This window comes from Rubellimicrobium mesophilum DSM 19309 (assembly GCF_000600335.2).
GTDB classification, from domain to species: domain Bacteria; phylum Pseudomonadota; class Alphaproteobacteria; order Rhodobacterales; family Rhodobacteraceae; genus Rubellimicrobium; species Rubellimicrobium mesophilum.
In genome coordinates this window covers 1-12,164 of sequence record NZ_KK088584.1, presented here as the reverse complement: position 1 = coordinate 12,164, position 12,164 = coordinate 1, and the positions used below count along the sequence as shown (strand labels likewise).

General features: G+C 64.6%; 13 protein-coding genes. 4 read left to right on the top strand and 9 right to left on the bottom strand.

From position 1 onward, the window contains the following. Positions 1-106 precede the first annotated feature (106 nt). From RUMESO_RS28570 to RUMESO_RS14890, 9 genes are all read right to left on the bottom strand, one after another. Entirely contained in the window at positions 107-379 is a 273-nt protein-coding gene (locus tag RUMESO_RS28570; RefSeq protein WP_483826440.1) for a DUF3459 domain-containing protein, read from the bottom strand. A gap of 35 nt (positions 380-414) precedes the next feature. Next, complete coding sequence (locus tag RUMESO_RS14925; protein WP_211262893.1) at positions 415-1,995, bottom strand: alpha-amylase family glycosyl hydrolase; 1,581 nt, start codon at positions 1,993-1,995, stop codon at positions 415-417. A 237-nt stretch (positions 1,996-2,232) separates the two neighbouring features. Continuing rightward, positions 2,233-4,029 (bottom strand): complex I subunit 5 family protein, encoded by a 1,797-nt coding sequence (locus RUMESO_RS14920; RefSeq protein ID WP_211262892.1) that lies wholly within the window; start codon positions 4,027-4,029, stop codon positions 2,233-2,235. Between the two features lies 1 nt (position 4,030). Continuing rightward, positions 4,031-4,372, bottom strand: coding sequence for a sodium:proton antiporter (locus tag RUMESO_RS14915; RefSeq protein ID WP_037281355.1), 342 nt, complete (start codon positions 4,370-4,372; stop codon positions 4,031-4,033). Continuing rightward, complete coding sequence (locus RUMESO_RS14910) at positions 4,369-5,127, bottom strand: MnhB domain-containing protein (protein WP_037281354.1); 759 nt, start codon at positions 5,125-5,127, stop codon at positions 4,369-4,371. Before RUMESO_RS14910 ends, RUMESO_RS14915 begins: the two co-directional genes overlap by 4 nt. Further along, on the bottom strand, positions 5,124-5,366 hold the full coding sequence (locus tag RUMESO_RS14905) for a DUF4040 domain-containing protein (protein WP_037281353.1): 243 nt from the start codon (positions 5,364-5,366) through the stop codon (positions 5,124-5,126). Before RUMESO_RS14905 ends, RUMESO_RS14910 begins: the two co-directional genes overlap by 4 nt. A 5-nt stretch (positions 5,367-5,371) precedes the next feature. Next, on the bottom strand, positions 5,372-5,659 hold the full coding sequence (locus RUMESO_RS14900) for a monovalent cation/H(+) antiporter subunit G (RefSeq protein WP_037281352.1): 288 nt from the start codon (positions 5,657-5,659) through the stop codon (positions 5,372-5,374). After that, positions 5,656-5,916, bottom strand: coding sequence for a monovalent cation/H+ antiporter complex subunit F (locus tag RUMESO_RS14895; protein WP_037281351.1), 261 nt, complete (start codon positions 5,914-5,916; stop codon positions 5,656-5,658). The genes RUMESO_RS14900 and RUMESO_RS14895 overlap by 4 nt, the downstream gene beginning before the upstream one ends. After that, positions 5,904-6,416 carry a hypothetical protein gene (locus tag RUMESO_RS14890; RefSeq protein ID WP_037281350.1) on the bottom strand — a complete coding sequence of 171 codons (513 nt, stop codon included), beginning with the start codon at positions 6,414-6,416 and terminating at the stop codon, positions 5,904-5,906. Before RUMESO_RS14890 ends, RUMESO_RS14895 begins: the two co-directional genes overlap by 13 nt. Positions 6,417-6,690: 274 nt before the next feature. Here RUMESO_RS14890 and RUMESO_RS14885 point away from each other — a divergent pair, with 274 nt between their 5' ends. The 4 genes from RUMESO_RS14885 (at position 6,691) to RUMESO_RS14870 (ending at position 11,838) form a co-directional block, all read left to right on the top strand. Further along, positions 6,691-9,594, top strand: a complete 2,904-nt coding sequence (locus RUMESO_RS14885) for a molybdopterin oxidoreductase family protein (RefSeq protein ID WP_037281349.1) — start codon at positions 6,691-6,693, stop codon at positions 9,592-9,594. After that, positions 9,591-10,097, top strand: a complete 507-nt coding sequence (locus RUMESO_RS14880; protein ID WP_169791179.1) for an HPP family protein — start codon at positions 9,591-9,593, stop codon at positions 10,095-10,097. The genes RUMESO_RS14885 and RUMESO_RS14880 overlap by 4 nt, the downstream gene beginning before the upstream one ends. A gap of 576 nt (positions 10,098-10,673) precedes the next feature. Then, complete coding sequence (locus RUMESO_RS26425; protein ID WP_037281348.1) at positions 10,674-11,135, top strand: hypothetical protein; 462 nt, start codon at positions 10,674-10,676, stop codon at positions 11,133-11,135. Between the two features lie 124 nt (positions 11,136-11,259). Further along, the gene (locus RUMESO_RS14870) at positions 11,260-11,838 is read left to right on the top strand and encodes a sugar transferase (RefSeq protein WP_245639290.1); all 579 of its coding nucleotides are present in this window, start codon (positions 11,260-11,262) and stop codon (positions 11,836-11,838) included. Positions 11,839-12,164 lie beyond the last annotated feature (326 nt).

Here is a 12,164-nt window from a genome sequence, read left to right as displayed (position 1 = left end):
CATGTCCAATATACGAATGTTTGATGGACAGACTTGAACCGGGTTCGATTGTCTCAACCACTCGTTCTAGCTCCGCTCGAAGCAGTCATCGAGTGGTGCGGGCCTCTCAGGGCCCGCTCTCCACTCTGCTAGCCATCACCACGGTTGCGCGGCCGGGGAGAAACCATCGCCCACCTGTCTCGACCGGAGGCGTTCCCTCCCCACCGTAGTCAGGATGCTCGCTGGACCACAGGAGCGCCCACGAATGCCCATCAAGTGGTGCAAGCAGCGGCTCAGGCAGTGATGGCAGATCAAGGTCGACCCCAAGGTTCACAAGGACCAGCCGCTCGTCCCCTGCGGCCCCGAAGATGCGAAAGAGGAACGCCTCCGGCCCGATCACCACGCCCTCAAAACCATCCTGGCCCTGGAGGCGGATCACCGGGTCCTCGCGGCGCAACCGCAGAAGGTCACGGTGGAGGGCAAGGGCATGCTTCTCCTTTGGTGTGCTCGGGGCCGCGAGCTGGCAGGCTTGGAGCGTCGCCTCCTGCGTTGGGTCTGGCAAACGCTCGGCCATCTCCCGGGTCGCCAGGTTGGAGAACTGGCCCATCTGCTCGCGACGGCCCGCACGGGTTGCCTCTCGGAGGTCCGGACTGACATCTGCAAAAAACCTGAACGGGGCTGGGCTTGCGTACTCCTGGCCTTGGAAGAGCATGGGGTGGCGGGCCCGAGGAGCAGAAGCGCGGTCAAGGCACGCAACTGCCCCGGGCTGGTCCGCTGGTGGAGACGCTGCCCGAGCCCGGTGTTGGCGATCTGGTCGTGGTTCTCAAGGAACGTCACGAACCGCTCGGGCCGCAGGTCGAGCGCGGATGTTCCTCGCTGCTTGTCGTGCCAGTCGTAGCGCTGGCCCTGGAAAAGCCAGCCGCGCCGGATCGCGGACAGCAGCTCCTGGGGCCCCCCGGTGTAGTCGCGAAAGTAGGCGCGGCGGTGGCCGGTCAGGGCGACGATGGCAGAGTGATGGAAGTCGTCAGCCCAGACTGCATCGAGGCCAAAGCCACCCTGCTCCGGACGGTGCAGGAGCCGCGCCTCCTGCGGTTCGTTCTCGGCGATCAGAATAACCGAGCGATGGCCGGCGGCCTTTCGCGCGGTGCGCGCGATCGCCGACAGGATGTGCTCCTGAGAGGCATCATGGATGTCCTGCGTGGAGTCGAGCCGCAGGCCGTCGAAATGGTACTCCTCGATCCAGTGGGCCACGTTGGCGAGAACGAAGTCCCGCACCCCCTTCGAACCTGGCCCGTCGAAGTTGAGCCCCTGGCCCCAGTCGGTCCCATGTACCTCCGAGAGGAAGTTCGGGGCATAGTTGGTGATGTGGCAGCCCTCGGGGCCCAGGTGATTGTAAACGACGTCCAGGATCACGCCCAGACCTAGGGTATGCGCCCGGTCCACGAATCGGCGCAGGTCGTCGGGAGAGCCGTAGCGATGCGACGGTGCAAAGAGAGCTGCCGCATCGTAGCCCCAACCAAAACGGCCCGAGAACTCCGCAATCGGCATCATCTCGATGACCGTCACACCGAGATCTCGTAGGCGCGGTAGCTCGGCCTCGGCCGCCTCCCAGGTGCCGGCCTGGGTGAAGGTGCCAATGTGGAGCTCATAGAGCACTTGCCCGGGGAGCGTCACGCCGGTCCAAGCGTCGTCAGTCCACGGAAAGAGGCCGGGATCGACCACCCGCGACCAGCCGTCCGGCCCGTCGGGCTGGCAGCGCGAGGCCGGGTCGGGACGGACCACGTCCTCACCGTCCAGCCGAAACCCATAGAGCGCGCCGTCCGTGAGCCCGTCCACCCAGCCGGCGAAGTAGCCTTCCTCCGCGGGGGCCAGATGGACCTCGGCACCCTTCGGCGTGACCAGAGCCACCCCAGCGTGGCCCGGGGCCCAGACACGAACGTGCCCGCCTGCAGTCGTCGGCTCCACCCCGACCGGCCTTCGCCGCAGCCCCTCCCGCTCCATCCCTGATCCGTCCATTCAGTCCCTCCCCTCTCAGCGGGAGTCATGAACAAGGCGGGACGGCCGTTGTTCCAGGCGCATGTCGGCGCTCGACCGAAATCTCTGTTGATGACAGCAGTGTCGCTACTGGGTGGGTCGAGAGACTCAGACTCACAGCCAAGTGCCGGGAAGAGTCTCGTGTTTCTGGATATCGATCAGCAATGCCTATGAGGCGGGCAAGTCACGTGACAGCACTTGGCGCTGGAGGCTTGCGGCTCATGGCAGAACAAAGGCACCTCCGAGGAGTGCAAGTCCGATGGCCAGCCATGCTGCGTAGTCCCCGATCCTGCCGTTGTGGAGGCGGTCGAGACCTTGGAATACTGGCCGGAGCACGAGGCTGGACAACCAAACGAGTGGCGCTGGAAGCCTCTCGCGGAGGAGTTGCAGTCCCGCAACCAGCAACGCGAGAAGCACCGAGACCCAGGGCAGGATAGGGCTCGACGGCGCCTCCGGCGCGGCATGACCCTCGGATGAAGGCTCTCGGGCCCCAGATCCGCCCTCTAATACCAGTTGACCATAAGCGTCGTGATCAGCAAAACCCTGCGCTAGGTCCAGCACCGTGTCCGTCACTGCAGGCCCTTGGGCAAGACAGGCAACTGCGAAGAAGCTCAGGATCGGGATCAGCATCAGCCAAACTGGTCGGCCTGGTGTCTCGTGTTCAGGCTTTCCAGGCCCTTCTGCCTCGCCGTTAGAGGCGGGCCCTAGTCCAAGAAAGATCCTCCCCGTGGCCCGCAGCACAGCTCCGCCCGTGAGAGCCGAGCCGAGAGCCAAGGCAAGCGGGATCCAGGGATGCTGGGCTTCGACTGCGGCGGAGATCAGGTGGTGCCCCTCATGGATGGCTCCCAGGGGCAAGCCCGCGAGCAACAAGGCACCCGCCGCAAAGGTGAGGCCCGTCAGCGGAAGGTGTTTGGCACGGCCCCTGAGCCGGATCTCGTCGATGTCTTGGCATTCGGCCATCAGGATACCAGCGCCCATGAAAAGGGCGCCCTTCACCAAGCCATGGCCAACTAGATAGATCAGCATCCCGGCGAGGCCCGGGGCCGTCAGGGCTGCCAGTCCCACCAGCATGATTCCCACATGGGAGATGGTGGAAAAGGCCAACAGGCGTTTGACATGCCGCTGGATCAGACAGGCCAAGCCGCCCAGAAGCGAACTAAACGTCCCGAGATATAACAGCAGGTCGCGGAAGGCTGGCGCGACCTGGTCCAGCGGCGCGAAGGCGGTCCAGATCAGCCGTGCCGCGCCAAAGAGAGCGATCGACACCATGATGCCTGAGAAGATGACACTGACCGGCGTTGGCGCGACCGCATGGGCATCGGCGAGCCAGAAGTGGAACGGGGCTGCTGCTGCCTTGATGAGAAGCGCCGCGAGGATGAGGACCAGCGCCATGGCCACCAGCGCATCGGCCTGATGGCCATCCAGCGCCCCCCCGATCGCAGCAAGGTTGAGGGCATCCGTGCGCCCGTAGAGGAGGCCGATCCCAGCCAGCATGAGAAAGCTGCCGATGGTGTTCACGACCGTGAAGCTGAGCGCTCCTTCCAAGGAGGCGGACTCGAGCTTGTAGGCCGTGAGCGCAAAGGCGGTGACACTCATCAACTCGAAGAAGACAAAGAAGCTGAAGAGGTCCCCCGTGAGGCAGAAGCCCACCATGGCGGCCAAGAGGACCAGCATCAGGACATGAAACCGAGTCCCAGTGTCCCCGAAAAAGCCCCAAGCGAACAGGAAGGTGCCGCTGAAGAGGATCGCGGCGAATGCCGCCACGCCGGCCCCCACTGGATCTGCAACAAAGGCAATGCCGAGCACCACCCCGTTCTGAATGCGCCAGCCGCCAAACCAGTAGGCTTCGGGCTGGTCCAGGGTCTCAAGAGAGATCACCAGGCAAAGGCCCGCAACGAATATGGCCACCAGCAGAGCGAACCCGTCGGCCAGTCGCTTCGGAAGAACCTTCTCCAGAGCTAGCAGGAGGGCGGCCGCAAGGAGCGGAACGATCACCGCAACGGGAATCAAGTTCACGTCAGTCCCGCTCCGGTGAGAGCTCATCGGGGTCGAGGGTGCCCCTCCGTTTCTTGAGCTGAAGCACGAGGGTCAGCAGGAGCGCCGAGACGGCAGCGCCCACGACGACGTCGGTGAGGACCAGCGCCTGCACGACCGGGTCAACTGCAGGGCCGGAGGGGTGGTCCGAGAAGATCGGAGCAGGCCGCCCCTCGTGGTAGCCGATCGCCAAGAGCAGCACGTAGGTCGAGGACTGGATGACGGTCAAGCAGCCGATCAAGTGCATGTAGTTGCGGCTCGAGACCACGCCGTAGAGGCCGATGACAAAGAGCCAGCCCGCAATAAGGTAGGGCAGGACGCTCAAGTCTCGTCCTCGTTTGGTTCGCGGGTCTCTTCGAGAAACTCGATTGCGATCGAGCAGAAGCCGCCCGCGACAGCGAGCGCGACGCCGGCATTCAAGATCGGGATGAGCCCGCCGGAAAGCAGCGAGCCGACCTCTCCCAACGGCAGAATGTTCTCGAGATAGGTCGCCCCGGCCAGGAGCGGCACAAGTCCGGCCACGAGATAAATGCCGACGCCAGCCGCCTCGGAGAGGTCAAGGAGAACCGACCTGACGATCTTGCGCCAAGCTGGGTAACCCTCGCCCAGGTAGATCAGGAGGGTCGCGGCGGCGATGATTGAGCCGCCTTGGAAGCCGCCGCCTGGGGTTAACTGCCCGTGGAGCGTGACGTAGATCCCGAACAGAAGCGTCATCGGGCCGAGCCACCGCGCTGTTCCGGTCACGGCTTCGCTTCGTCCCTCCCGCCGTCGGTGAGGAATGCGGACGGGGTCCGCACTGGTGCCTTCGCCGCGATCACCCCGCAGCAGCATGGTCACCCCCGTTACAGCGGAGAACAGGATGAACTCCTCGCCCAGGGTGTCGAAGCCCCGAACGTCGAATGTCACCAGCGCGACCATGTTGGTGACGTGGCGGAGGTCTGTTCCCATCGCGTCAACCACATCGCCGTACGTGCTGACGTGGTGGCCGAACGATGGGAGGCCGATCAGGCCGAGAATGCCCAACGGCACCGCAACAAGGAGCGCAGCGAAGAAGAGGACCAGACGTGCAGTCCGGCTCACTTGTCCGACCTCGTCGTCCTGAGGCTTGCGAGGGTGACCATGAAGAGCAACGGCTGGATCGCGCTCCCGATGACGATTTGCGAATAGGCCACGTCAGGCGCCTGCAGAGCAAGGAAGAGCAGCCCCATGACAAGGCCATTGGCGGCGATCGCCAAGACCTGCCGCCGCGGTTCCCGGGTGAGGACCACACCCAGGCCGGTGACGGCTACAAGGAGGAGCAGTGCGACGACGAGGATCATCTTGGCTAGTCCGTGCTTTCCTCGCGGACGCGGAAGCTCCGCGCGATGGCATGAGTGAGCACTCCCCCGAGCGTCAGCGCCGCGACGTAGAAGGCGACCTGCTTGAGGGCGAGGGCTGAGAGCGGCTCATGGGCGACAGCGGCCACTGTGATGAGAAACCCTGAAACGACGGTAACGAAGCCAATGGAATGCAACCGATCGAACTTGTCTTTCAGGAGAACGAACCCGACTGTGCCGAGCCATGAGGTCACGACCGCTGCAACGAGGAGGACCGTAATGATGAGGTCCCTCATAGCCAGCGCTCCAGGAACCACGTGTAGATCAGGGTGCCTGGGTAGGTCACGAGGACGAGCAGCAGTCCGAGGTCCAAAAAGGAAGGCTGATCAAACGCGACCGTCAGGAGCACGAGCATAAAGGCAGCGACCGTCGTGCAGAACTGAACGGCGACCAACCGGTCCGCGGTGCTGCCCCGTAGAGCCATCACGGCCGACACTGCGAGCGAAGGAAGAAGTCCGATCGCGGCCAGAAGCCAGACCGTCATACCGGCCATTGCTCATCCTTCGACGTTGGAGCCTCGCATAGCTGATGGACGATGAGGCGGCCGGTCTCGAAGCGCAGGCCTGCCACGTACTGGTTGGGCGCAAACGAGATGCCTCCGACGACCAGGGCTCTGCGCGTTCGTGATGGTGGACCGCTGGTCCCAGTGTCGAAGGGAATTTCGACAAACCGTCCTAGCAGCATGCGTCGCGTGAACAGCAGGTGCACAAAGGCAGTGCCCACGGTGACGCTGTCGACCAGCAAGGATTTGGCAATCCGAGGGAAGAGCCGTGCCGCGCCACGGAAGCCGTCCGAGTAGGGTCGGCCCGACCGCACCAGGAGCACGCGCAACGCAGCCGCCACCAAGCCGCCGGCGAGCGCCGCCACGATCTCCTCGCCGGACGTCTCCCCAGCAAACAGGAGATACAGACCTGCGAGGAAGAGCCACTCCAAGGCGAAGCGGCCGGCGCTTATTGATCGGTGCGATGGATGTTGGATGGGTTGCAATCCCATTCGCCCTCTCCTCCAGCACGCAACATAAGCTTGTACGAACGATGTCCAGGGCGACCAACCGGAGATCCAGAGGGAGTGAAACGCCAAGCTAGCTGGCCTGGGAACATGCAACCGCTGTAGAGACTTAGGTCTCCCAGTGAAGGCCCTGGTCTGGAGAATACGTGTGTCGCCATCGCGAACTGTCAGGCCCGACGAGTCACCGAGCCTGATAGATGGCACCGCTTTCAAGGGCCTTGCTTGCGAACGGGAATGCTAAATCAAGAAAGGCACCGCCATGCCCGCCACTCGCGACAGCGTCGCCGACATCTGGGGGCCACGCACCCCACACGGCCCTGAAGCCGAGTGGCCTGTCCGGGTTGATGAGCAGATCGACGAGCCCCCTGAACGCTGGGTGCAGGCGGGCTGCGTGCTCTGCTCGAACGGCTGCGGCTTGGATATCGGGGTCAAGGACAACCGCATTGTCGGCGTGCGCGGGCGCGAGGAGGACGTAGTCAACAAAGGGCGCCTGGGCCCCAAGGGTCTGCATGGCTGGCAGGCCAACATGAGCGGGGACAGGCTGACCCACCCGCTGATCCGCCGCAACGGACGGCTGGAGCAGGCCTCTTGGGACGAGGCCATGGACCTCATCGTGACGCAGACCAGGGACCTGTGCGACCGCTACACTTCAGGTGCGATCGGCTTCTACACCACAGGCCAGCTCTTCCTTGAGGAGTATTACACGCTGGCTCTCATCGAGAAGGCGGGGCTGGGCACGCCGCACATGGACGGCAACACCCGGCTCTGTACCGCCACAGCGGCGGCCGCGCTCAAGGAGACGTTCGGCGCAGACGGCCAGCCGGGCTCCTACGAGGACATCGACGTCACCGACTGCATTCTTCACTTCGGCCACAACATCGCGGCCACCGACACCGTGCTCTGGATGCGCGTGCTCGACCGCCGGGCAGGACCAAACCCACCCAAGCTGATCGTGGTGGACCCACGCCTGACCGCGACGGCAAGAGAGGCCGACGTTCATCTTGCGCCCCGTGCGGGCACCAACATGGCGGTTCTTAACGGGCTCCAGCATCTGCTGATCCAGGGCGGCTACGTGGATCGCTCCTTCGTGGAGGCCCACACGTTGGGCTACGCTGAACTCGAGCGCACCGTGCGGGCGTACTCGCCCCAGCGGGTGGAGGAAATCACTGGCGTGCCTGCCGCCGACTTGCGCCGCGCGGCCGAGATGATCGGGACCTCCGAAGGCCTTGTCTCCACCGTGCTGCAGGGCGTCTACCAGTCCAACCAAGCCACCGCTTCGGCATGCCAGGTAAACAACATCAACCTGATCCTGGGCCGCATCGGCCGCCCGGGCTGCGGCATTCTCCAGATGAACGGCCAACCCACAGCCCAGAACACCCGCGAGACCGGAGCGGACGGGGACCTGCCCGGCTTTCGCAACTGGGCCAACAAGGACCACGTGCAGGAGCTTGCTGACCTGTGGAATGTGGACGTGGACGTCATTCCTCACTGGGCGCCGCCGACCCATGCGCTGGAGATGTTCCACCTCTGCCAGACCGGCTCGATCCGGATGCTGTGGATCCAGGCCACGAACCCAGCGGTCTCGCTTCCCGACCTGGGCCGCATCCGCAAGATCCTGCAGAAGCGCGATCTCTTCGTCATCGTGCAGGATGCCTTTATGACCGAGACAGCACAGCTCGCCGACGTGGTCCTGCCAGCTGCCATCTGGGGCGAGAAGACCGGCTGCTCGACCAACGTGAGCCGCGTCGTCCACCTCCACCACAAGGCCATTGACCCTCCCGGCGAGGCGCGCTCAGGCCTCGACATCTTCCTCGACTACGCCCGCCGAATGGACTTCCGTGACAAGGACGGCGCACCCCTCATCAAGTGGAGCGACCCCGAGGAGGCGTTCGAGGCCTGGAAGGACTGCACGCGCGGGCGGCCCTGCGACTACACCGGCCTGAGCTATGCCAAGCTCACTGGGGGCTCGGGCATCCCCTGGCCCTGCAACGAGGAGCATCCGGATGGGTCGGTGCGGATGTACACGGACCTCCACTTCGCCACCGACCCGGACTATTGCGAGAGCTTCGGCCAGGACCTCGACACCGGCGCCCCTAAGGGCGAGGAGAAGTTCCGCGCTCTAGCTCCGAACGGGCGGGCGCTCCTGCGCTCGACTGACTACATCCCCCAGCAGGAGCAGGTGGACGAGGAGTATCCGTTCCTGCTGACCACAGGACGGCTGGTCTTCCACTTCCACACCCGCACCAAGACCGCTCGCGCGCCGACCCTCAACGCGGCCGCTCCAGACGACTTCATCCAAGTCTCAGAGGAGGATGCCGCCCGGCTCGGCATTCGGGACGGCGAGTGGCTCAAGCTCACCTCCCGTCGGGGCGCCCTGGAGGCTCCGGCCCGGGTCGGCGACATCGAGCCCGGGATGATCTTCATCCCCTTCCACTTCGGCTATTGGGATAATCCTGGCCGTGCACGAGCCGCGAACGAGATGACCCTGTACGACTGGGACCCGATCTCGAAGCAGCCTCACTTCAAGCACGCTGCCGTGAAGCTGGAAAAGGTGGAGGCACCGACCACCCGGCAACCCGAGCCAGTTGACCTTCATCCGGACGAGGCCCCGGCTCCCGGTCGTCTGGCGGCAACAGTGGAGACGGTGAGCCAAGCGGTCGCCAACGCCGCGGGCGCTGTGGCGAGCACTGTGTCGCCACCCCGCGCGCACCTAGCGGACTACATCGGTCTCCTTCTCGAAAGCGAGGAGCTTCTGGCGCGTGTCTTCGAGCAAACGGCAGAGACCCACGTCAACACACCTGACATGCCCAGCGAGTGCGCCCTCATGGCCGCGTGGTCGCACGAGGGCATGAAATCGTTGCAGCCCTTCGTCGCCAAGTATGGTGAGCGGCAGGAGGGTGAGACTGAGCGGCTGGAGAAAGCGCTCATGGTGCAGCGGACCTCCAAGAACTTTGACCTCCTGCGGGATCTCCATGACCTGTTCCTGCTCGCCAACGAAAGCCTGGTCTCGGCCGCTATTCTCGAGCAGGCGGCGACCGCGCTGCGGGATGACGACCTTCGCGACGCCGTGACCCGCATCCGCGAGCACAACGAGCGTCAGCGCGAGTGGCTCTTCGGCCGATGCCGACAGGCCGCGCCACAGACCCTGGTGGTGCCCTCGTGAGCCGCGAGTCTGTCACCTGGTCGATCTATGCATCGCTTCTCTCTGCCTCAGTGATGGTGGTGATCGGCCTGCTCGGGCTCTGGGCCGGCAAGCCCTGGCTGTTTCCGAGCCTGGGGCCCACGATCTTTCTCCAGGCAGTCACCCCCGACCAGCCCTCGGCTCGGCCCTGGAACACCCTGACCGGCCATGCACTCGGTGTTATCGCAGGCTTTGCGGCGCTGTTCCTCCTGCACGCCCAGAATGATCCGCCGACGCTCAGCGCGGGCGTTCTGACCGGGGGTCGGGTTGCGGCAACAGCGCTCGCGGTCGGGCTGACGGTGGCCCTCCAGCTCGCATTGAAGGCCGAGCATCCACCTGCCGCGGCCACCACGATGCTCATCAGCTTGGGTGGGTTGAAGCCGGACTGGTCCACAGTCCTGGTCATCGCAGCCGGAGTCGTAACGGTGGCAGTCCTAGGCGAGGGTGTCCGGTGGTTGCACCCGAACCGGAAGGACAGCCCGTGAATGGGCAGGGAATGTGGGAGGACGAGTGACTCTAACCGGGCCAACTCGCCTCGAAAATTGCCGAATGTGGGGCTCCTCTAGAGGTGCACTTGTCTGGTTAGGGTCTAGACCCGCTCACGCCAGTGTCCGATCGGCCCCAAAGCAACCCCATTTGGACGCACCAAAGTGTCCGACGAAGCTGCTCGACTGGGGTATACCCCAGGCGGTCAAGTGCATCTGGCATCTGTGTTGGTCCAAACGGCGCTATTTCGGAGCCGTCGGATAGCAGCGGCTGGGAACCCTTGTGGATCCTCTCGATCGGAGACAGGGACTTGGGCTGTCTGCTGTGTTGCAGCTGGTCAGGGGGCGGATCCGAGCAGATGGTGGCCTGGCTAGGCCTAAAGGTATATCGGCTGATTGATATTGGATGACCGGAGCGGTTCCTGCACTGAGCGGGAGAAGACCCACAGAGGTGGTCGCCTGGAAACGGTGCGTCCATAGTTCGTGTCGGAGCTCAGACTGTCCGTTCTCTGTTTCACCTCTGCCTCACTTGACTGCCCACGCTCGTTGAGCCCCACCTAACAGGCTGCGCTCACCATGACCTACCATAGCAAGCCGGCCTGGCCGGGGCTGCAGTCCACTGGCCATGCCAACGAACGCTGTCGCGACAAGAGAGGCATCCGGTGGCGTCGCCTTCCAGAGCCGCCCGTCACGAGCTTCGAGAGTGGGACGGCCCTCCAGCAGGCGTGCAACTCGGACCTGCCTGCGTCTGAGATGGATGCGCACGTCCAGGCGACCATGGACCGCCTTCGCAGGGCACGAGGGGCCTTCCAGTCCGAGCTGGTGCGACACGCGGCGGCCCGGACCCGCGACACCGATCGTCTGGCGCACTTGCGCACCTTGGCGGACACGGGCGCGAAGCAGGCCGATGCCTTGATCGGGACCATGCGGGATCGCCAGGCGGCGAGGGAGCAGATCAAAGAGGCCGAGGACCTGCGCCTGTTCTTCCGGCTTGCCGTGGGCTACACGGCGGCTCTCCTGAACGCTGGCCCATCGTGAGGCTATGATGCTGAAGATGGCGGATCACCAGTTGGGCGCCCCTGGTCCGCGGCGGCGGCGTTGGGATCGACTCCGCCGCGGATCAGGGGCGCCCCGGCAGGTCTACCGCACCTCTGGCAAGCGCGTGCTTGATCTGACCCTGCTGGTGCTAGCCGCCCCGATTGTCCTACCCGTCCTGCTCCTTTTGGTGCTCCTGATCCGCTGCTTTGATGGTCCGGCCTTCTTCGTCCAAGACCGCCTCGGCAAGCACGGCCGCACCTTTCAGTGCTGGAAGCTGCGGACCATGGTGGTGAATGCAGAGCGGATCTTGGAGAGGCATCTGGCCGAGAATCCCGAGGCCCGGTCGGAGTGGGAGACCCATCAGAAGCTGAGGCACGATCCCCGGATCACGCCCATCGGCCGCATTCTTCGCAAGAGCTCGCTCGACGAGTTGCCCCAGCTCTGGAACGTGCTGCGGGGCGACATGAGCCTAGTGGGGCCTCGCCCCATGCTGCCCGAGCAACTGCCGCTCTATCCGGGCACGAGCTACCTACAACTCCGGCCCGGGCTGACGGGAAGCTGGCAGGTGGGCGCGCGCCACAGCAGCGCATTCGCCGACCGCGCACGCTACGACGACCAGTACGCGGCCGAGCTGTCCCTCTGGACCGACCTGCAAATTATTCTTGCAACGACACGCGTAGTGGCTCGGGGGACCGGCCAGTAAGCTCGTCGGTCCGCGGGACCGATGGCCGCGGCACGACTTCAATGCTTGGGGCCCTCCGTGCGGCTGGAGCCGCGAGCGGGGATGCGCTCCTCCAAGTCCACATAGCTGAACAGCGACCCCGCCGCCTCGTCCGTCCCGCGCATCCTCACCCCCGCAAACGCAGCGGCGAGGATGAATCATGTCCCACAAACAGCGTCGAGGGCCGAGTTCTTCAGCAGCCTGCTAAGAGCCCGTTTGGCGAAGGGGGCCGGAGTGATGGTTGCTTATCTGGGGTGGTGTGAGCTCGTGCGTTCCTGCCAGCATGAAAGCACGATATCCGAGCAGCC

Coding starts and splice junctions, on each gene's coding strand:
- RUMESO_RS26425 (WP_037281348.1), top strand. CDS start 10,674: ATGACCTACCATAGCAAGCCGGCCTGGCCGGGGCTGCAGTCCACTGGC.
- RUMESO_RS14890 (WP_037281350.1), bottom strand. CDS start 6,416: ATGGGATTGCAACCCATCCAACATCCATCGCACCGATCAATAAGCGCC.
- RUMESO_RS14900 (WP_037281352.1), bottom strand. CDS start 5,659: ATGAGGGACCTCATCATTACGGTCCTCCTCGTTGCAGCGGTCGTGACC.
- RUMESO_RS14895 (WP_037281351.1), bottom strand. CDS start 5,916: ATGGCCGGTATGACGGTCTGGCTTCTGGCCGCGATCGGACTTCTTCCT.
- RUMESO_RS14885 (WP_037281349.1), top strand. CDS start 6,691: ATGCCCGCCACTCGCGACAGCGTCGCCGACATCTGGGGGCCACGCACC.
- RUMESO_RS14905 (WP_037281353.1), bottom strand. CDS start 5,366: ATGATCCTCGTCGTCGCACTGCTCCTCCTTGTAGCCGTCACCGGCCTG.
- RUMESO_RS14925 (WP_211262893.1), bottom strand. CDS start 1,995: ATGGACGGATCAGGGATGGAGCGGGAGGGGCTGCGGCGAAGGCCGGTC.